Origin of the sequence: Runella zeae DSM 19591, from assembly GCF_000423565.1 — a bacterium.
Lineage (GTDB): Bacteria > Bacteroidota > Bacteroidia > Cytophagales > Spirosomataceae > Runella > Runella zeae.
Window position 1 is genome coordinate 28,110 of record NZ_AUIF01000011.1, and the last position, 20,959, is coordinate 49,068.

Sequence of the window (20,959 nt, forward strand, 5' to 3'; positions counted from 1 at the left end):
GTTGTATACAGACGTTCAATACAGACGTTGCATGCAACGTCTCTACGGATTTTTTCGGACATACACATTGTTGCTGATTGATTCTAATCGTACCTCCGGCCCACCACCGTTTACGGTTCCTTCTAGCAAATACCCCACTATCGGATTTTTTTGTTTTTTAGATTTAAAATCAATATCCAAATCCGTATAAACCTCGCCCGTAATAGTCTTCATGGCCAAATTTGCACCTTGGGCTTTGGGGCAGCTAAAATCAACATAACCACTGATGGTTTTGGCAAATACAGGACTGCTAGCACCTTTGATGTCGATATTGCCATTGATAGTTTCTAGCTTCAACTTAGCTTGCTTTGGCAAATACACTTGGTAATTGATCTTGCTACACACATAGTAATCATTGCCATTGCGCTCTGTGCGCCAAGTAGATTTAGACCCGGGGCAATCCTCCGCTTTGCCTTGTTTCATCATTTCTTTGTCAAAATCTGTTTTGAGTACAATCTCTTCAGCACTAGAAGATGATTCGACAGTAAGTGCATCGTTGAGGTGGCCGCTGTTTATGGTTGCTTCAATCCTGACGGAGACTTCAGATTTGTCCCAGTATCTTACCTGAATACTATCACCAAATTTTAGATTTAGGTTTACGGTTTGTTTGGCTGAAAAGGGAATTTTCTTTTCAATGATTTTTTGGGAAAAAGCTGTATTAATTACCAATAAAGCTCCCAGCAAAAATGAAAAAGTTTTCATGGCAGTATGAGTTGTAGATGGTTATTTTTGTTTGCGGAGATAGATATTGCTACTGATACTATTAAGTTTAATTTCCACCCCACCTCCATTGGTGGTAGCGTCGATATTATTACCACCACCTACACGAGGCATACCTTCTTTGGAAGTTTTGAGACCTAAATCAAAATCCGTGTACATTTCGCCCGTAATAGACCGAAGGCTCAAATTGGCTTTGGTATTGGCGGGCAATGTCACATCAATAAAACCACTAATCACCGAAATAGCACTTGGTTTGGTCTGATTGACATTCGAATACACTACTTTTATATCACCACTTGTGCTGTTGGCCACTACAGGGCCTGTGACATCGTAGAGTTCAATCTTGCCATTTTTGGTTTTTATTTCTAAATCTCCCTCTACATCTTTGATATAAATATCAGCAGGGTGCCAGTTGGCTTGTTCATAAAAAATAGCCGCTTTTTTAGGAACTCGGATTTCGTAATTGGTATTTTTACGAGATGCCTTTTCGATTTTGAGTACGTTGTTTTGGGTGGTCACCGATAGTCCAACGCCCGTATTATCAATAGCCGAATTGTACAAAGGTCTGAGTCCTTTGGCCTGCTCGGGTGGAGCCTGAAATCCATTTCCCTTGATGATTACTTCATTGCCATCGTAGCCTTCGATTTTGAGACTTCCGGCATCCATCTCAATCACAATTTTTTGCTCTTTCGAATTGGCAAATTTGGTTTTAAACTCTTGGGCAAAAACTCCCCCAACACACCCCCACAATAAGGTGCCTACTAAAATGTTTCGTTTCATGGTTTGATGATATAAAGTAAGATGTTGTCTTAGCCTCGCTTTAAGAGGTTGATTTTTTCTTCAATTGCATGACGCCTTCTTCTGCTTTTTGACGTACAATCTCCAATGCTTCTTGATTTTGGGCTAAACGTTGCATGGCGTCGGCGGCGCGTTTTTCTTTGATAGACACCAAAATTTCAATCAATGTAAGTTGCACATTGGGATCGGTCTGAATCTTGAGTGATTGAATCAACCCTTCTCTTACCAAAGGTTCATTTTCAAACCGCCGTAATGCCTGACATGCCGCTAAACGGACGTTTATGTTGTCGTCAAAATTCATGGTATTGATGAGAATTTGGGTAATTTCAGCATCCACTTCAGGGAGATTGTTGACCTGATTGACCGCCCAAATACGTTCACTTGCCGAGGTATGTGTTTGGCTCAAATCCAAGCTTTTTTTCATGGCTATCATCTCGTGGCTCTGTGTATGTATTGCTTGAGATTTATAAAGTGTGTACCCCCTTCCGCCCGCAAATCCAACCAAAATCAAAGTCACACCCGCCGCCACTCGTAAGCCCCATGTAGTGAGTGCCTGTACTTTGGTGCGCTTGTGAAGTTGATTCACAATACGATAGCTTACCCCTGCCGACGGCTCTTGCGTGCGTGCGTTGGTAGCATAACGAAACTGCGCCGCCTGCCCTTGCAAATGAAGCGGAATGCCTTCTTGTTGAAAAAAATCGCGCAATTGCCGCTCTTCTTCCAACGAAGTTTCGCCTTCATAATATTTATTCAACAATTCTTCAATATCTTGATTCATAGTTGTTTACTTTTAAATACCCGTCTCTCACCTCTTTCCGCGCCCTCGACAATGCCACCCGTATGTTGTTGATGGTCATTCCGGTTATTTCTTGGATTTCTTCAAAAGAATACTCTTCTACATCTCGCAAATGCAAAATAAGCTTATGCTGCTCTGGCAATGCCTCTATAAGTTGGCGCATTAGTGCGGCGCTGTCTGAGAGTTCGGCCTGCTGATACGGTGACTTTACATTGGTGCTTATTTCTGGCAAGTTTGTGTCTGCTTCGGTACTTTGATAGGCTTTAGACTTTAGCTTATCTAAGCACATATTTCGGGTCATTTGTACGGCCAACGCTTCTACACTCTGATAATTGTCAAGTTGCTGACGGTTGCTCCACAACTTCAGCAGCACATCCTGCAATGTATCTTCCGCTTCCTCACGACTGCGAAGAAATAGCTTAGCTATTCTATAAAGGCGCCCTTGCGTAGGAAGAACGAGTTGTGTAAAAGCTTTCAAATCCATTTCAATAGCAAAGACGATTGAGCCACAAAAACATTACAGTATCATCCTAGACATATAAACCCTATTTTTACAGTTTTATAATATCTCCCCTATACCCACCATTTTAAATAAATCATTTTCAATTACTTAACAATCAATACAGGAAATTCAATCGTACAGAAAAATATTAAAAAAAAATCTCTTTTTCCTGTAACCTTCTTACACTTCGGAAGTTTCCACGTACAAATCACCTCATTAATCATCCTCGAAACACTTGAATATATTATCGGACAATGCGCTTATGCTTCGGGTAAAAGCCGGAGATTTAGACAAGATGGGCTTGCTTTTTGAGCGTTACCATCGGCCATTGTTCGCCTTTTTGTACCACATGACTTGCCAAGCCCATGCTTGCGAAGATTTGGTCCAAAATGTATTTTATAGAATGCTCAAATACCGACATACTTTCAACGGTGATGGGGAGTTTAGAACTTGGATGTATCATTTGGCACGGAATATTTTGAATGATTCGTTTCGTCAACAAGAACGCTGGGGAGGCCCTAAATACGACATTGCCGAATTGGCCGAAAAGCTCGGCGGAGGGGTAGCAGCCGACGAACAACTCGAAAAGCAGCAAGAATTAGAAGCATTACAAGACGCCATGTCCAAGCTCAGCCCCGAACATAGAGAAGTGCTGATAATGAGCCGATACCAAGAATTAAAATACGAAGAAATCGCCAAGATTTTGAATACTACCGAAGGAGCCATCAAAGTGAGAGTGCACCGTGCTTTAGGAGAATTAAAAAAAAATTATTTACACATTGAAAAAGGAAGCAAAGCTCATGAACTGTGAAGAGTCAAAACAACGGCTAACGGGCTGGCTAAATCACCAACTAACTGAGTCCGAACAAGAAGCCCTCAATAAACACTTAGCCGAATGCCCCGACTGTCAGCGCGAATTCGAAACCGACCGACAATTGTGGCAGCTAATGGGAAAAGTCACCGTACCCCAGCCCAGTGAGCATTTACGTGAAGGGTTTTATGCAATGCTCAATCATTTTAAAGAAACAGAAGCGCCTAAAAAGGCGAATGTATGGCAAGAATTTATCCAAAAATGGCAACGTTTTTGGACCCCACAGCTGGCCTTACGATTGGCTTATAGTATTTGTCTCATAAGCATAGGTTTGCTAGGGGGCTATTGGCTAAGTCGCCCCAAAGAAATGGCCTATCAAGAGCAACTGGACACCTTGACAAAAGAAGTACAAGATATGCGCCAAATGATGATGCTTTCGCTGATTGAAAACCCTTCGGCAAGCGAGCGCCTACGTGCCGTAAGCTATACCAAAGAAATCAACGAAATAGATGGCCGTGTATTAGAGGCTTTGTTTACGACCCTCAACAACGACCCCAACGTCAATGTGCGCTTGGTAACTTTGGAAGCGCTGGCCCAAATGGCAAAAGACCCTCACGTGAGGGAGGGGTTGGTGCAATCGCTTCCCCAACAAGAGTCGCCGCTGGTGCAAGTAGCCTTGGCCGATTTGATGGTAAAACTGCAAGAAAAACGCTCTATCAGGGCATTTAAGCAGATGCTCCGCCGTGATGATTTGAATGATTTAGTAAAAACAAAAATTCAACAAACCATCAAAGATTTGTCATAGCCACAAGCAACAGTACTACCTTACTGTCAGAAAGTTACAAAAAAAACAAATACTCTAAATACACTAATCTCTCCAATAGCTATGAAACCTATCTTCCTCGCCTTACTGGCGGGCGTGGTACTCTCTTGTACCCAAACCTCCGCCCAATCCCTTGATTTTAAAGAACAAATCAAGAAGGAGTTTACACTCCAACAAAATGCCGCCAATAGTACTTTGGCTATTTACAATATCAACGGTTCCATTAAAGTAGAAGGCTATTCTGGAGACAAAGTGCTGATAGAAGTTGACCAGACGATTTCGGCCAAAACCAAGGAAGTCTTGGAGCAAGGCAAAGCCGAATTTAAACTGATGTTTGAACAAAAACCCGACAGTATTATCGCTTATATTTTGGAACCCTATGACTCGCGCCCCAATCGCAACTGGAAAGGCCGAAATTACAACCGACGCATAGAATACCGCTATGACCTTGATTTCACTATCAAAATACCAAGAGCGATGAGCATTCACGTCTCAACCGTCAACGGCGGGAATGTCACCGTCGAAAATGTAGATGGTGCGCTCCAAGCCTATAATGTCAACGGTGCCATAACGCTCACCAATGCCAAAGGTGCTACTGAGGTGCGTACTGTTAATGGCAATGTGACCGCCAACTATACGGCTATTCCGCCCGGAAAATCTGATTACAAAACCCTCAATGGAGATATCCGAATCACCTATCCTGCGGCTTTATCAGCCGACTGTGAGTTTAAGAGCTTTCGGGGAGAGTTTTATACTGATTTTGAAAATGTCGAAAACCTACCCGTCAAAGTGGTTAAGAATCAGGATCAAAAAGATGGAAAAACTACGGTTTATAAACTCAATACCGAAACCTCCGTTCGGATTGGAAATGGCGGCAAAATCTTCCGATTTGAGACCTTCAATGGCAATATTTATATCACAAAACAATCATAATCACCCTATTTTCGCATCCTTCGCTAGTGTAGGATGCAAAAATCAAAACAAGTCCTAACTTTCCGAAAAGAAGGCTCCATTAATACTATGAAAATCATTCAATTATCTTTCGCAGCTTTTGTATTCATAACTACCCACCTGTCGGTAAATGCTCAAAATGACATCAAAGAGCAATTGGTAGTACCCTTGACCGACCCCAACAAACCGGGTAGTTTGCGCCTTAATATGGTGAATGGCTCCATCAAAATAACAGGCTACAGTGGTAAAGAAATCATCATAGATGCTACGAGCGAGGCTCCCAAACCTCACCCCAAGGAAAAAACAGATGAACTCGCAACAGGAATGAAGAAAATTTCGACGCGCGGGGGTATTGACCTGACCGCCGAAGAACGTAACAATAACGTAAAAGTTTCTTCGCACTTTATGAAACGCCCGATGAATTTGGCGATTAAAGTACCGCAACAATTTTCACTCCAAATCAGTACGGTCAATCATGGGGATATAGTAGTCGAAAATGTAACGGGAGTACTGGAAATAAGCAATGTAAATGGTGCTATTCACCTCAACAACGTTTCGGGTTCGGCGGTGGCTACTACCGTAAACGGCGAAGTGAAAGCCAATTTCAAGAGCGTGAACACTGATACTCCTATGGCCTTTACATCGCTCAATGGCCGGTTGGATGTGACTTTTCCGCCAACCGCCAAATTTAACGTCAAACTTAAATCTGACAGGGGAGAAATTTACAGCGATTTTGACGTAGATGTAGACAAAACTACCCCTAAAGCCAACAAGGTTACGAAAGACGGTCTCTATAAAGTAAGCATCGACGACTGGGTAGAAGGCAAAGTCAACGGGGGAGGCAGCGAAGTGATGATGAAAAACATGCACGGCAATATTTACATCCGAAAGGCGAAGTAGCTTTTTTGAACCGTGTTTCAACCATATAAGACATATAATTTACGCTCTTATATGCCTTATATGGTTGAATAAATATGATTAATCAGAAGTCTCCTCTTCGTACTAAGAGATATAATAGGAATCATCTAAATTCGGGATGACCCATGTTTATCAATCTTTTAAACCACACCTATTTCCCTGTTTATGAAAACAGCCCTCTCGTTTCTTTTTATTCTTTTTGTCGCTCCCACCTTCGCACAAAATCCTCAACTTGAATCAATTATCAAACGTGAAATGCAAGAACGGCGAATTCCTGGCTTGCAAATTGCCGTGGTTCAACGAGGGCAAATTGTATTATCGAAATCGTATGGCATAGCCAATATCCAATACGCTGTTCCCGTCACTTCAAAAAGCATTTTTCAAATTAATTCCTGCACCAAAGCCTTTACGGGTGTAGCCATCATGCAACTAGTAGAGGAAGGAAAGATAGACCTTGAGGCGCCTGTGTCACGCTATCTCGACAGCCTTCCACAAGCATGGCAACCAGTCAAAGTACGTCAACTACTCACCCATGTATCAGGCCTTCCTGACGTTCTTAGAGTTTTAGAAACTTCGCCTTCCAATCTCTCCGAAGAAGCAGCATGGGCCAAAACTACCATAGCCCCGATGAGCTTTCCTACAGGAACACAGTTTAGCTACAATCAGACAAATTATGCATTATTAGGGAAAATCATTGATAAATACCGCCAAAAGCCTTTTGCTGATGTTTTTAAAGAATTACAATTTCAAGTGGCTGGAATGTCTAACACTGGTTTTGGTGATTATCGCGATGTCATTCCCAACATGACCCAAAGCTATAAATACGTTTCAAGTCTTAACGGGGAAAAATTGAAAGAGGAAAAACTTATCAATTTTAATTCCGAATTTCCGCCATTTCGTCGAACTGCTTCTGGTATGAACAGCACTGCCGAAGACGTGGCAAGGTGGATTATAGCATTACAAAAAGGGGCTTTACTCAAAACCAAAACAGCCGTTAAAACACTTTGGAAAGCAGGCACATACAACAATGGTAAGCCTACACAATGGGCATTAGGATGGATGACAAAACCCCGCCCAAAACACTCTGCCGTAGTAGCTACGGGTGGCGGACGGTCGGCCTTCTTTGTGTATCCCGAAGATGATTTAACGATTGTGGTCTTGACCAATCTATCAGGAGCTTCTCCCGAAGATTTTATTGATGAATTGGCGGGATGCTTCAACCCAGAAATCCCCGCTTCTGACCCGCTTACGGCGCTTCACATTGAGCTTCGCAAACAAGGTTTTGACCAAGCGATTGCGATTGTAAAAGAGCAAAAAGAAAAGGGGGGGATTCTGCCAACAGAAACGGATTTGAATGATTGGGCTTATAGGCTTCTTAGTAAAGGTCGGCTACTCGAAGCCCTTCCACTTTTTCATCTGAATGTGTATCTCTATCCCGATAGTTGGAATGTATATGACAGTTATGGCGAAGCTCTTTTGAAGAATGGCCAAAAAGAAGAGGCCATCCGAATGTACAAAAAATCATTGGAACTGAACCCTCAGAATGAATACGGTAAAAAAGCACTGGAGGCGCTTATGAAATAATACAAACTTAATTATTCCATTTTCCCTGTCCGTAAGTGAACTAAAAATCGTCCATTTACGGACATTTTTGTGCCTATACACTTGCACAACTTCCTGATTTTCAAAAGTATAGCTTCTTGGCATAAGTATTGCCCCGTGCTATAAGTTAAGACATAAAAACCCAATGCAGCTATGTTAAGAAACTACGTCAAAATCGCCTTACGCAATCTGCTTAAAAGCAAAGGCTATGCCACTATCAATGTAGTAGGTATTGCTGTAGCAGTATGTATCTGCTTGTTTTTGTTTTTAATAGCCTATTTACAACTAACTTTTGATGCTTTTCATACCGACGGCAACCGAGTTTTTCAAACATATTTCGTCAACAATGACCCCGAAGGCGCTCGCAAATCGGGCAGAATGCCGATACCGTTGACGCCTGCCCTAAAAGCAGAATATTCTGAGATTGAAGCTGCCGCGAGAATAGTATCGGGGAGGAAGAGTTTGATTGAATACCAAGGGAAATACTTTGATAAATTAGTGACTCTGACCGACCCGGATTTTATGAAGGTGTTTTCATTTCCTTTGCTCAAGGGGAATCGCGAAGCAGCCCTTCAAGAATTGAGCAGCATTGTGCTTAGTGAAAACACCGCCAAGGCCATTTTTGGAAACGAAGACCCTCTTGGAAAATCATTAAAAATTGGGAATGAAGGAACTCAGAAACAATACATTGTTACGGGTGTTTTGAGTGATGCCCCCTATAATTCGACGATTCAGTACGACGCCTTGATTCGGGTTGAAAACCTAACCAATTACCAATCTGAAAAAGACAACTGGTTGAATAACTCTCATTTGGTTTTTGTCAAAACAAACCCACAAGTGACGCAAGCTACATTAGAAAATCGATTAAAGTCGTTTGCAAAAAAATATTATGCGGGAGTGATTGAGACACTTGTCAAAAAGGGTGTCAAGTCGGATGAGCGTGGTGATTTGTTTGCTATTCGGCTTCAACCTTTGGCCGATGTTCATTTTGCTCGGGATATTGATGGGGGCAAAGGCGCTCCTATTGCTTTGATTTATGTGCTGTTGGGTATAGGGTTCTTTATTTTATTGATTGCCTGCATCAATTTTATCAATTTGAGCATTGCTCGTTCGTTTACGCGTGCCAAAGAAATGGGTGTCAGAAAATCGTTGGGTGCTTTAAAAAAACAGCTATTTATTCAAATTTGGAGTGAGTCAACCATCATATGTTTTATAGGTTTTGGGGTGGGTATTCTTCTGTCCTTTTTGCTTTTACCAGAGTTTAATGCACGATTTAATGCTAAAATTGAACTTGAGTATGCATTCCAGCCTGGGTTTATAGCCGTGATGCTGTTTCTGTTCGTTTTGGTCACATTTATTGCGGGAGGCTACCCTGCTTGGCAAATGATCAAGTTCAATCCTGTTGAAGTACTAAAAGGGAAAATTTCCCTGAAACGTCCAGGACTTTTGCGAAATTCACTCCTTGTTATGCAATTTTCCATGTCTTGTTTACTGGCTTGCGCTACCATTATTGCACTTCAACAGGTCGGGTATTTGCGCCAACAGCCGCTTGGTTTTCAAAAAGAACAAGTCATCAGTATTCCTGTCGGCAATTACGCCAATGGTCGGCAGGTACTTCAACGAATGCGGAATAAATTGGCTAACGACCCTGCTATCGTTTCTGTAACAGGTACTGGCGTCAATTTGGGAAAAGGTAAAGACCGTGTCAGTGCGAGGTCGATAGTGGGGTTTACTTACAAAGGCAGAAAAGTAGATACAGATTGGTTGTTGGTGGATTATGATTACCTCAAAACGCTGAATATAAAGGTAGCAGCAGGGCGGGATTTTGACCCAGCTTATGCAGGCGATTCGGTCAATCGGTTGGTGATTACGGAAAGTATGGCCAAAGCGATGGGCGAAAAGAGTCCCGTAGGTTTGTTGTTGGGAGATGATGGCGATACGACCAGTACTAAATCACAGATTATTGGAGTGGTTCCTGACTTTCATTTGTATTCGTTGACTTCGGAAAGTAGGCCGATTACGATGCACATTTCTAATACCGAAACCATTCATTATATCTTTGTTCGGGTCACTCCTCAAAGCTTGGCTAGTTCAATGGACAAATTGAAAAATGTATGGAAAGAAGTAGCACCGCAGGCCGAGTTTATGGGTACATTTTTGGATCAAAACATTGATGATTGGTATCAAGAAGAGGAAATGATGACCCAAGTTTTTAGCCTAGCGGCGGGGATTGCTATTTTCTTGTCTTGTTTGGGACTGTTTGCAGTTGCCTTGCTGGTGATTGAACAGCGAACCAAAGAAATCGGTATCCGTAAAGTATTAGGAGCGGGTCTTCCCAATCTGGTCTTTGTGCTTTCACGAGACTTTATCAAACTGATACTTATTGCTTTGGCCATCACCATTCCATTAGCCTGGTTTCTGATGCAAAAATGGTTAGATAGTTACACTTACCGCATCGAAATCAGTGCATGGGTTTTTGTAGGTGTCGGTGCCTCTGCGATTATGATAGCCCTAATAACCGTCAGCTTTCAAACGCTGAAAGCCGCCTTGACCAACCCAATCAATAGTTTAAAATCAGAATAAAAGTCATGATAAAGTAGAAATCAGCTCAATATTTGTGCTTATCTATTGCAAAAATATCGGCACAAAAATTTTGAATAACGTTGTCCACTCGCGTACAAAAAGTGTCCAGATTCGGACACTTTTTTGTTTTTTTACTATACAATACCCTATACTTCAAATACTTAAATTTATTGGCATGACTTTAGAACAAAAGATAAAACCCATATAGCCATTGACATTATTCGGTCCTCAATTAAAGCCCTAAAAGAAGTATTGCTCGAAAGTTCAGTGATCTCTTTTCCTTTACTCAAAACTGCTCAAACTATGTTTCAAAACTACCTAAAAACCACGCTCCGAACCCTCTGGAAACACAAAACATTTACTTTCATTAATGTTTTTGGTTTGGCCGCAGGGCTGACTGCCTGTATCCTTATCGTTTTGTATATTCAGCATGAGTTGAGTTTTGACCAGTTTCACAAAAACAAGCAGCAGATTGTTCGTACGATAATGCACTATAGCATCGAAGGGACCAGCAACAAAACGGTGATGACAGGCACAAAAGTAGGCCCTGCTTTGAAGCGCGATTTTCCTGAAATTGAGCAGTTTGTACGCGTCGCTGATCCTGCTTTTTCTCAACAAAAAGTTATCGTAAAAAAGGGAGATGTGCAGTTTAGTGAACCTCGATTCCTCTGGGCAGATTCTACCTTCTTTAGCGTGTTCTCGTTTCCATTGGTCAAAGGAGATGCCACAACAGCACTAAATGCGACCAATCAGGTGGTAGTGACAGAATCAGCCGCCCGTAAGTATTTTGGGAATGAAAACCCCATTGGCCAAATCTTGCGGTTAGAAGACCGAGTGGATTATACCGTTTCTGGGGTAGTCGCCGACGCGCCTTCCAACTCACAGCTTCAGTTTGATTTTGTGGCTTCCTTTATGTCACTTTCGGCGGCCAAAACAGAAATGTGGTGGACGGCCAATTACGTTACCTACTTTTTGCTCAAACCATCTGCTTCCGCCTCGCAGCTGCAAGCCAAGTTGCCTGCTTACATGCGTAAGCAATCCGCAGAAACCGAAATGACGGGAAATAACTTTCTGACGTACCAGTTTGAACCACTGACCGACGTTCACCTACGCTCTGAGGCAGAAGGTGGAATCGTTGCCTCGGGCGACATTCGTTACATTTATATCTTCTCGGCCATTGCGTTGCTCATTTTAATCATCGCCACCACCAACTATATGAACCTTACCACAGCCCGCGCTACCGAACGAGCCAAAGAAGTAGGGATTCGTAAAGTAATGGGAGCGGTTCGGGGGCAATTATTCTGGCAGTTTTTGGGGGAGTCGATGGTCGTAACCTTGGTGGCTTTACTACTCAGTTTATTGGTGGTCGTACTGATATTGCCGGTATTTAATAACCTGTCTGAACGCGAGCTTACCCCGCACGTGTTAATGCAACCCACAGGAATAATTGCTTTGTTAGCCACTTGGTTGGTAGTGAGCTTTATCGCGGGAAGTTATCCTTCTATAGCCTTGTCATACTTCCAGCCTATCAAAGTACTCAAAGGAGCTTTTAAGCATACGACTTCAGGGCTAGTGCTTCGTAAGTCGTTGATTGTCGTGCAGTTTATGATTTCGGTGTTGTTGATTATTGGTACGTTGGTCGTAAAAAACCAACTCCACTTTATCCAAAGTAAAAAACTTGGGTACGACAAACAACACGTTATTGCGCTAACGACCGATGAGCGAATCAATAAAAATCTGCCTGCTCTCAAAAATGAATTTCGACAAAACCCCAACGTAAAAAGTATTTCGTTGGCCTACGAGACACCCACCCTCATCAAGTGGGGCGATGGGCTTGAAACGGTAGGGACTTCTACACCTGTTCAGAAAATGATAACGGCGTTTCCGTGTGATGAAGACATGGCCGAAACGCTCAATTTGGAGTTGGTTGCAGGAAATGATTTATCATCAGAAGACATGGAACGACTCAAAGGCCAAAACGAGAGTCAAGCTGATTACCGCTTTTTGCTGAACGAGACGATGATAAAGCAGCTGGGTTGGAAACCTGCCGAAGCAATTGGCAAAAAAGTACGCGTAGGTGGCCGAACAGGCGAAGTGAAAGGAATTGTACGCGATTTCCATTTTGCATCGATGAAACAACCAATTGGTCCTTTGGTCATTTTTCCTGTGACTTGGGGCAATGTGTTATTGGTAAAACTAACAGGGAATAACCTTCCCCAAACACTGACGTTTTTGGAAAATAAGTGGAAAGCGTTTGCCCCGCACCGACCTTTTACGTACACGTTTTTGAACGATGAATACAACCAAATGTACGCCAACGAGCACCGCATCAATCAGGTGTTTACGTATTTTTCGATATTGGCCGTTTTATTGGCTTGCTTAGGATTATTTGGTCTTTCGGCCTACATCACGGCTCAGCGTACCAAAGAAATTGGCGTGCGTAAAGTGCTCGGAGCATCAACGGTCAGCATTACAGCGTTGTTGTCGATCGATTTCTTAAAACTAGTGTTGGTATCCATCGTAATTGCCTCTCCTATAGCTTGGTACGCCATGAATTATTGGCTCAATGATTTTGCGTATCGCATTGAAATAGAATGGTGGGTATTTGTGGTAGCAGGCGTTGTAGCCATTGGCATTGCATTGGTGACAGTAAGTACCCAATCTGTAAAAGCTGCATTGACCAACCCTGTGAAATCGTTGAAATCGGAATAAATCAACATCGCGTAGAGACGTTGCATGCAACGTCTCTACAACCACATTACAACGGCAAAAACGAAAAAATTATGCTACATAATTACCTCAAAATCGCTTGGCGAAATCTGCTTAAAAACAAGGTTTTTAGCTTTATCAACGTCATGGGCCTCGCCGTTGGAATGGCCGTCAGTATGTTGATTTTACTGTATGTATCGCACGAACTAAGCTATGACCGCTTTCATCCCAAGGGAAAACGCATTTTTCATACGCTTATCCAAATGAACTTTGGGGGAAATACCGTCCAGTTTAATCAACTTTCCAAAAACTTTGGCCCTGCCGTAAAACAGGCTAATGCTGGAGTCGAAGATTTTGTACGAATTGCTTCTTCGTTTCGTGGCGATGTAGTCATAAAATCCGACGAAAGTCATCAGTTTTTTGAGCGGAGTTTTTACTTTTCCGAACCCTCGTTGTTCAATCTCTTTGCATTTGAGTTTACCAACGGCAACCCAGCCACAGCTTTGACTGAACCCAATGCAGTGGTGATAACTGAAAACATTGCCAAAAAATACTTTGGAAACACCAATCCTGTTGGTAAAACCTTGATTTATAACAAAAACGAAGTGTTGAAGATAACCGCAGTAGTAAAAGAGCTGCCCACCAACTCATCGCTTCATTTTGATTTTATTGCCTCTCTACCCACCTTCGAAGGCATCATGAAACGCGATCCAAGCCAACGCTACGAGGCAGACGATGTCGTTGGAATGGGAAGTTATGAAACGTATTTTTTATTGAAAAACCCTGAAGCTGTTGCAAAAGTAGAGGCTATAATTCCAACGCTACTCACAGATAAAAAAGGAGAATTAGAGTCGCATTCAAAGTATACACTAACGCCTTTTTTGGAAACTCACCTTGGAAACAACTGGGGAGATTCTTCAAACACAAAATACGTCATGATTTTTCTGTGCATTGCAGGCATTGTGTTGCTGTTGGCACTTATCAATTATATGAGCCTTACCACAGCTCGTTCAACCATTCGGGCCAAGGAAGTAGGTATTCGTAAAGTACTGGGAGCTCATGGTCATCACTTAGCATCGCAGTTTTATGGAGAATCGATTTTGGTGAGTTTGATTTCCTTCGTTCTTGCGTTAGTACTATTCCAGCTATTCAAAACACCCTTTTATCAACTTTTATCCTTATCTATCGACGATTCGTTTGTAACAGGCCCCTTGTTTTTATCCATTCTGTTAGGACTAGTTATTGTCACGGCACTTATTGCAGGGTCGTATCCTTCGCTGCTATTGTCAAAGTTTTCACCTGTCAGCATCTTAAAAGGCAAGTTTTCGGCCGTGGGGCAAGGCGGAAACATGCGGCGCGTGTTTATTGTTTTTCAGTTTGGGGTATCAATTGTGCTGATTATTTTCAGTATGGTAGTGCAGCGGCAATTACACTACATGCAAACCAAGAAAATCGGCATGAACAAAGAGCAAGTGTTGGTCATCACGCTTTCCAACGAAGCCCAAAAACACTATGCTGCGTTTCGGAATGACTTGGTTCAAAGCGTGGGAATTCGTCAGTTGGGTGCTTCATCACTGAGTTTATTTACGGGAGGTTGGAACATGTTTTTTACTAAAACTCCTACCACCAACGAAGACGTCAGCCTCAACAACATGACCGTAGATGAGAACTTTATTGAGCTGTTGGGGCTAGAATGGAAGCACAAGCCTGACAACCTCAAGGAACTCGCTCATGGGAACCAATTGGTGGTCAATGAAACGGCAGTGGGTAAGTTAAAAATAAGCGATAAACCTATCGGACAGAAACTGGATGTGTTTGATAAAGAATCAAAAAAAGCCGAAATCGTCGGTGTTTTGAAAGATTTTAACTTCGCTTCGTTGCAGTCAAAAGTGGAAGCCATGATGCTAAAAGTTGTCAAAGATACAACGCAGTTACGGGCTCTTTATTTGCGCTTAGACCCCAAGGTAGATTTCCGACAAAAGATAGCTTCGATTGAAAAAAGCTACAAAAAATATGAGCCTAATGCCCCGTTCGAGTATTACTTTTTGGACGAGGCGTTTAACAAACAATACCGCGCTGAACAGCGCATGGGCTATCTTTTTTCGGGCTTTACGGGCATTGCTATTTTTATCGCTTGTATGGGCCTTTTTGGACTCATTACCTTTACTGCCGAGCAAAAAACAAAAGAGATTGGTGTACGCAAGGTATTAGGGGCGAGCATCGCCAACATCGTTACGATGCTTTCCAAAGATTTTCTTCGGTTGGTTGTTGTGGCCAATGTCATTGCCTTTCCGATTGCGTACTATGCTGCTAACAAATGGCTGGAAGACTTTGCGTATCGAACCAATATCAGTATTGATATATTCATCTTTTCAGCAGTCCTTGCGGTGGTCATTGCACTGCTGACCGTTGTCATTCAGGCCACCAAAGCTGCCTTGACCAACCCTGTAAAATCGTTGAAATCGGAATAAATCGACGTCGCGTAGAGACGTTGCATGCAACGTCTCTACCATTGCAATATGGCACCATCGTTGCAATGTCTGCCGTAGCATCGTTGCATTGCCTACAGCACCATCGTTGCAATGCAACGATGCTACGGCCCTGTCCATAAACGAACTGGTTTTGTCCGTTTATGGACATTTTTATTTGCTTTAATTTAATACAAACAACTGACAATCAAATTATTACATTTCTGGTATGGCATTTGGGAAAAATTCTACAAAAATCCATCGCTCCATGCTACACAACTACCTCAAAATCGCTTTTCGGAACTTAGTCCGAAACAAAGTGTATAGTTTTATCAACATCACTGGCTTGGCGATGGGTATCGCGGCTTTTTTGTTGATTCTCCAATACGTAAGCCACGAAAAGAGTTTTAATCAGTTCCACACCCATTTATCTTCCATGTACCGCTTACTGAATGAAGACGTGAAGGGCGTGATGTGGGGTGAAGTAGAACCAGGCTGGGCTACGCGTGCCAAGCAACGTTTCCCCGAAATCAAAGAATACTGCCGCTTTGCCGACGGGATGGCACAAGGTATTGTGCGGCGTGAAGGTGCTAAAACCGAATCATTCCGCGAAACCAACATCAGCTACGCCGAAGGCAATTTTTTTTCGTTCTTCAATTTTCCTCTCACCGCAGGCGCTCCCAAGGCATTGGAAAAGTCAAACGTAGTGTTTATTTCTGCTTCTCATGCAAAAAAATACTTTGGTTCTGAAAACCCTTTGGGGAAAGTGTTGATGCTTTCCAATCAATTTGACACTAACCCTTTTACAGTAGAGGGAGTCTACGCTGACATGCCCACCAACTCGGATATTCGGTATGACATGGTGTTTTCGTTGGAAACTTTACGTAACCCCACCAACTTGCACGGTAACGGATGGGCCAACATAGAAAATCTTGATAACCAATACATTAATACATTTTTTCAGCTCAACGAAAAAGCAAATCCAGCAGCTTTTGAGAAAAAACTAACAGCCCTACGAAACGAACTCAGTAAAGAAAACGACGGCGTTAAATTTCGACTCATTCCCCTCAAAAACGTTCACTTAGCAGCTTCACTGAGCGATACGTATCTCACGCAAGGAAACCTCAAGTACGTCTATATGTTGGGCGGAATTGCGTTTTTGATTTTGGTCATTGGTTGGTTCAACTACGTCAATCTCTCTACGGCTCAGTCGCTCAAACGTGCCAATGAAGTAGGCGTTCGCAAAGTAATTGGCGCAACGCAAAGCCATTTGGTGAAGCAGTTTTTGGGTGAGTCGCTCTTAGTTAATGTCCTAAGTTTTGGTTTGGCGCTGGTGATAGTGGCCTTACTTCAGTCATTTTTTAACGAACTGATTGGTACGCCGCTCTCCTTTGCTTCTTTAGCCTCTACCTCCGTCTGGGCGTGGGGGTTGGGTATTTTACTTTTAGGCTCCTTATTTTCGGGTGGATACACCGCTTTTTTACTTTCCAATTACAATCCTGTTAAGACCTTAAAAGGCCAAGTCACCAAAACGTCGGGCGGTGGGCTCCTTCGAAAATCGCTGGTCGTTTTTCAATTTGCTATTTCGGTCTGCTTAGTTGTGACAACGATGGTGATTTATCGGCAGTTGCACCACATGCAAACGCAGAGTTTGGGGCTAAATCCGCAGCAGTTGTTGGTAGTTCGTGGGCCAGAAGTGGGCAAAGACGCCACCTACAAAGTACGCCAAACCACATTTCAGAATGAGTTGACACAACAAACGTTTGTGAAAGACTATGCCACTTCAGGAAGCGTTCCGAGTGGTTGGTACAACTTCTCAACCTCAGGCTTTACCCAACCCAAATCTAAGCCAGGCGACGAACTCATTTCCTATTCATTTGCTATCATTGGCGACCGTTTTTTAAAGACCTACCAAATCGACCTCAAGGCGGGGCGCAACTTTACGCCTGCCGAATGTGATATAGACTGGAACCAAAACAGCAAAGTTTTACTCAATGAACGAGCGGTGGAGTTATTGGGATTTGCGAGTGCAGAAGAAGCCCTTCGCACCAAAATTAAGTGGGATGAGCGTTATTTGGATGTAATTGGGGTGGTGAAAGACTACCACCATACAGGGTTGAAAAGAGCCATTGACCCCATTATTTTTTATCCCCAAAACAACAGTGCCTATTTTACCATTCGCTTGACCGCCGACCGTATGCCTGAAAAAATAGCGGCTTTGGATAAATTGTATAAAACCTACTTCCCAGGCAATCCGTTTGACAACTCCTTTGTGGATGATAATTACAACAAACTTTATGTTTCTGAACAACAGTACAGCCGCATTTTCACAACGGCGTCGTTGTGGGCAATTTTTATTGCTTGTTTAGGCTTGTTTGGCTTGGCTACGTTCACCGTTGAATCGCGCACTAAAGAAATCGGAATCCGCAAAGTACTAGGGGCTTCGGTGTTTGGAATCATGGCGTTATTGTCCAAAGACTTCCTCAAACTGGTTATTATTGGTATCCTGATTGCTTCGCCGATTGCGTGGTATTTGACCGAACAATGGCTGAAAGATTTTGCATCTCGCATCACTGTTTCGTGGTGGTTGTTTGCGGCGGCAGGTGCTTTGGCTATTGTGATTGCATTGCTAACGGTAGGTTTTCAGGCGGTCAAGGCCGCGCTGTTGAATCCTGTGAAATCATTGAAAACAGAATAATCCATACGCCCCGTAGAGACGTTGCATGCAACGTCTCTACATTGCAACGTCCCTACGGGATATATATACCAATAACCCTATACACCCATGATACGTAATTATCTTAAGGTTGCCTGGCGCAACCTCCTCAAAAACAAAATGTACAGTTTCATCAATATTGGTGGACTAGCCGTAGGTATGGCAGTCGCGATGATGATTGGGCTTTGGGTCAACGACGAATTATCGTTTGATACCTACCACGCTCATTACGACCGAATTGCCCAAGTCATGCAGCATGCTACTTTCAACGGGAAAGTTGGTACTCAAACTGCAAATCCTGCCCAAATGGCACCTGAGATTCGGGCAAAATACGGAAGTAGTTTCAAACACGTGGTACAATCCTCGTGGGAAGGCTCGTACGTACTATCATTGGGTGATAATCATGTTACAAAATCGGGGATTTATTTTGAGGAAGGTGCGCCTGAGATGCTTGGCCTCAAAATGCGGTATGGCACCTACGCAGGTCTAAAAGACCCCTATTCGATTATGCTTTCCGAATCAGTTGCTCAATCGCTATTTGGAAACCAAAACCCATTAGATAAAACCCTGAAAATCAATCGTACTTACGATGTAAAAGTGACGGGCGTTTATGAAGATTTGCCTTACAATACCTCTTTTCGTAACCTAAAAGTGATTATGCCGTGGTCGCTTTGGTTGATTGATAACCCGTGGGTCAAACAAATGGAAGACCCTTGGGATAGTAATTTTAGTCAAACGTTTGTTCAAGTGGCAGACAATGTATCAATGGAAGCAGCTTCCAAACGCATTAAAAATGTCAAAGCCAACAACCTGAGTAAGGAAGAATTAAAGTATAAATGGGAGGCGTTTCTACACCCAATGAGCAAGTGGGCGTTGGAAAGTGAATTTAAAAATGGCGTCAATACGGGGGGAAATATCCGTTACGTTTGGATGTTTGGCATCATTGGAGTGTTTGTATTGATATTGGCTTGCATCAACTTTATGAACCTAGCCACCGCCCGTAGCGAAAAACGCGCCAAAGAAGTGGGTATTCGTAAAGCGGTTGGTTCGGTTCGGGCACAATTGGTCAATCAGTTCTTTTCGGAGTCGTACATGGTAGTGGTATTTGCTTTTGCGGCATCCCTTTTACTAGTTATACTGTGTCTCCCTTTTTTCAACGAAGTGGCCGATAAAAAAATAGAACTTCCGTGGGCAAATCCTGTTTTCTGGTTGCTCAGCCTATCGTTTATTTCACTTACGGGCTTATTAGCAGGTAGTTACCCTGCGTTATATTTATCTTCTTTTCAACCATTGAAAGTGCTCAAGGGAACATTTCGAGTGGGTAAATGGGCGGCCATTCCGCGCAAGGCGCTCGTGATGATTCAGTTTACGGTTTCGGTGGTTTTGATCATTGGTACCATCATCGTTTACCAACAAATTCAGTACGCCAAAGACCGCCCTATCGGATACGAGCGAAAAGGCTTGATAAGTATGGGAATGGAGAAAGAAATTCAAGACCATTTTGAGGCGTTCAGAGCTGAACTGAAATCGGCAGGAGCCATTGAAGAACTCACAGCGTCTAACAGCCCACTTACAGGGGTTTGGAACACCAATGGTGGTTTTGACTGGGAAGGCAAAGACCCAAATTTAGGCGTAGATTTTCCCAATAGCCGCGTTACCAAAGAATGGGGTAAAACCGTGGGTTGGAAAATCAAACAAGGTCGCGATTTTTCGAGGGACTTTGCAACCGATTCCGCCGCCTTTATCATCAACGAGTCTGCGGCGAAATTTTTAGGATTTAAAGAGCCCGTTGGTAAAATTTTAAAATGGAATGGCAAACCTTACACCATCATTGGAGTGGTGAGCGATATTATGGCCGAGTCACCGTTTTACCCCGTACGCCCTTCGCTCTACCATACACGCGACAAGGATTTGTATAACTTAACCATTAAACTCAACCCGGCTCAAAGTTCGAGCAAATCCATTGCCACACTTGAGCGCATCTGGAAAAAATACGTTCAAAACGTGCCTTTTTCTTACGAATTTATTGACCAACAGTACGGCAATAAGTTCAAAGCCGAAGAACGTATCGGCACGTTGTCGCTCTATTTTGCAGTTTTGGCCATTTTGATTTCGTGTTTGGGCTTGTTCGGAATGGCGAGCTTCGTGGCCGAACAGCGCACCAAGGAAATCGGAATTCGGAAGGTATTAGGCGCAAGTGTGCCTAATCTTTGGCAGATGCTTTCGCGCGATTTTGTGGGCTTGGTACTGCTTTCTAGCCTGATTGCCAGCCCGATTGCCTACTACTACCTCAACGATTGGCTGAAAGGATACGATTATCACGTCGAAATTTCTTGGTGGGTATTTGCCGCCGCAGCGGCGGGAGCGTTGGTTATTACGTTGTTGACCGTCAGCTACCAAACCCTCCGTGCCGCATTGGTGAATCCTGTCAAATCGTTGAAATCGGAATAATCCGTGGCGGCGTTGCAATACCGTGGCGGCGTTGCATTGCAACGTCGCTACATTGTCATAAAAATCATATCA

14 protein-coding genes are annotated in these 20,959 nt (G+C 43.0%); 10 read left to right on the forward strand and 4 right to left on the reverse strand.

Annotated elements, in window-relative coordinates; translation table 11 throughout:
- Positions 1-42: 42 nt before the first annotated feature.
- From G563_RS0103770 to G563_RS0103785, 4 genes are read right to left on the reverse strand one after another with little or no spacing between them, the layout of a single operon-like run.
- Positions 43-741 (reverse strand): DUF4097 family beta strand repeat-containing protein, encoded by a 699-nt coding sequence (locus G563_RS0103770; RefSeq protein ID WP_028664130.1) that lies wholly within the window; start codon positions 739-741, stop codon positions 43-45.
- Between the two features lie 21 nt (positions 742-762).
- Positions 763-1,539, reverse strand: coding sequence for a DUF4097 family beta strand repeat-containing protein (locus tag G563_RS0103775; protein WP_028664131.1), 777 nt, complete (start codon positions 1,537-1,539; stop codon positions 763-765).
- Between the two features lie 40 nt (positions 1,540-1,579).
- Entirely contained in the window at positions 1,580-2,335 is a 756-nt protein-coding gene (locus tag G563_RS0103780; RefSeq protein ID WP_028664132.1) for a HEAT repeat domain-containing protein, read from the reverse strand.
- Positions 2,319-2,837, reverse strand: a complete 519-nt coding sequence (locus G563_RS0103785) for a GFO_1088 family ECF-type sigma factor (RefSeq protein WP_028664133.1) — start codon at positions 2,835-2,837, stop codon at positions 2,319-2,321. Before G563_RS0103785 ends, G563_RS0103780 begins: the two co-directional genes overlap by 17 nt.
- A 280-nt stretch (positions 2,838-3,117) precedes the next feature.
- Between G563_RS0103785 and G563_RS0103790 the strand changes: the two genes are divergently transcribed.
- From G563_RS0103790 to G563_RS0103835, 10 genes are all read left to right on the forward strand, one after another.
- The gene (locus tag G563_RS0103790; RefSeq protein WP_028664134.1) at positions 3,118-3,666 is read left to right on the forward strand and encodes an RNA polymerase sigma factor; all 549 of its coding nucleotides are present in this window, start codon (positions 3,118-3,120) and stop codon (positions 3,664-3,666) included.
- Positions 3,635-4,471 (forward strand): zf-HC2 domain-containing protein, encoded by an 837-nt coding sequence (locus tag G563_RS0103795; protein ID WP_229598435.1) that lies wholly within the window; start codon positions 3,635-3,637, stop codon positions 4,469-4,471. Before G563_RS0103790 ends, G563_RS0103795 begins: the two co-directional genes overlap by 32 nt.
- Before the next feature lie 81 nt (positions 4,472-4,552).
- Complete coding sequence (locus G563_RS0103800) at positions 4,553-5,422, forward strand: DUF4097 family beta strand repeat-containing protein (RefSeq protein ID WP_028664136.1); 870 nt, start codon at positions 4,553-4,555, stop codon at positions 5,420-5,422.
- An 87-nt stretch (positions 5,423-5,509) separates the two neighbouring features.
- Positions 5,510-6,340, forward strand: coding sequence for a DUF4097 family beta strand repeat-containing protein (locus G563_RS0103805; protein WP_028664137.1), 831 nt, complete (start codon positions 5,510-5,512; stop codon positions 6,338-6,340).
- Between the two features lie 183 nt (positions 6,341-6,523).
- The gene (locus tag G563_RS0103810; protein WP_037325859.1) at positions 6,524-7,942 is read left to right on the forward strand and encodes a serine hydrolase; all 1,419 of its coding nucleotides are present in this window, start codon (positions 6,524-6,526) and stop codon (positions 7,940-7,942) included.
- Between the two features lie 171 nt (positions 7,943-8,113).
- Positions 8,114-10,543 carry an ABC transporter permease gene (locus G563_RS0103815; RefSeq protein ID WP_028664139.1) on the forward strand — a complete coding sequence of 810 codons (2,430 nt, stop codon included), beginning with the start codon at positions 8,114-8,116 and terminating at the stop codon, positions 10,541-10,543.
- Positions 10,544-10,846: 303 nt separating this feature from the next.
- The gene (locus tag G563_RS0103820) at positions 10,847-13,255 is read left to right on the forward strand and encodes an ABC transporter permease (protein WP_028664140.1); all 2,409 of its coding nucleotides are present in this window, start codon (positions 10,847-10,849) and stop codon (positions 13,253-13,255) included.
- Between the two features lie 71 nt (positions 13,256-13,326).
- Positions 13,327-15,723 (forward strand): ABC transporter permease, encoded by a 2,397-nt coding sequence (locus G563_RS0103825; protein WP_028664141.1) that lies wholly within the window; start codon positions 13,327-13,329, stop codon positions 15,721-15,723.
- A gap of 265 nt (positions 15,724-15,988) precedes the next feature.
- Complete coding sequence (locus tag G563_RS0103830; protein ID WP_028664142.1) at positions 15,989-18,418, forward strand: ABC transporter permease; 2,430 nt, start codon at positions 15,989-15,991, stop codon at positions 18,416-18,418.
- 87 nt (positions 18,419-18,505) lie between these two features.
- On the forward strand, positions 18,506-20,887 hold the full coding sequence (locus G563_RS0103835) for an ABC transporter permease (protein WP_028664143.1): 2,382 nt from the start codon (positions 18,506-18,508) through the stop codon (positions 20,885-20,887).
- Positions 20,888-20,959 lie beyond the last annotated feature (72 nt).

Excerpts from the sequence above, each read along its gene's own strand:
- G563_RS0103825 (WP_028664141.1), top strand. The coding sequence starts at position 13,327 with ATGCTACATAATTACCTCAAAATCGCTTGGCGAAATCTGCTTAAAAAC.
- G563_RS0103775 (WP_028664131.1), bottom strand. The coding sequence starts at position 1,539 with ATGAAACGAAACATTTTAGTAGGCACCTTATTGTGGGGGTGTGTTGGG.
- G563_RS0103805 (WP_028664137.1), top strand. The coding sequence starts at position 5,510 with ATGAAAATCATTCAATTATCTTTCGCAGCTTTTGTATTCATAACTACC.
- G563_RS0103785 (WP_028664133.1), bottom strand. The coding sequence starts at position 2,837 with ATGGATTTGAAAGCTTTTACACAACTCGTTCTTCCTACGCAAGGGCGC.
- G563_RS0103770 (WP_028664130.1), bottom strand. The coding sequence starts at position 741 with ATGAAAACTTTTTCATTTTTGCTGGGAGCTTTATTGGTAATTAATACA.
- G563_RS0103780 (WP_028664132.1), bottom strand. The coding sequence starts at position 2,335 with ATGAATCAAGATATTGAAGAATTGTTGAATAAATATTATGAAGGCGAA.
- G563_RS0103800 (WP_028664136.1), top strand. The coding sequence starts at position 4,553 with ATGAAACCTATCTTCCTCGCCTTACTGGCGGGCGTGGTACTCTCTTGT.
- G563_RS0103830 (WP_028664142.1), top strand. The coding sequence starts at position 15,989 with ATGCTACACAACTACCTCAAAATCGCTTTTCGGAACTTAGTCCGAAAC.
- G563_RS0103815 (WP_028664139.1), top strand. The coding sequence starts at position 8,114 with ATGTTAAGAAACTACGTCAAAATCGCCTTACGCAATCTGCTTAAAAGC.
- G563_RS0103835 (WP_028664143.1), top strand. The coding sequence starts at position 18,506 with ATGATACGTAATTATCTTAAGGTTGCCTGGCGCAACCTCCTCAAAAAC.
- G563_RS0103820 (WP_028664140.1), top strand. The coding sequence starts at position 10,847 with ATGTTTCAAAACTACCTAAAAACCACGCTCCGAACCCTCTGGAAACAC.
- G563_RS0103810 (WP_037325859.1), top strand. The coding sequence starts at position 6,524 with ATGAAAACAGCCCTCTCGTTTCTTTTTATTCTTTTTGTCGCTCCCACC.
- G563_RS0103790 (WP_028664134.1), top strand. The coding sequence starts at position 3,118 with ATGCTTCGGGTAAAAGCCGGAGATTTAGACAAGATGGGCTTGCTTTTT.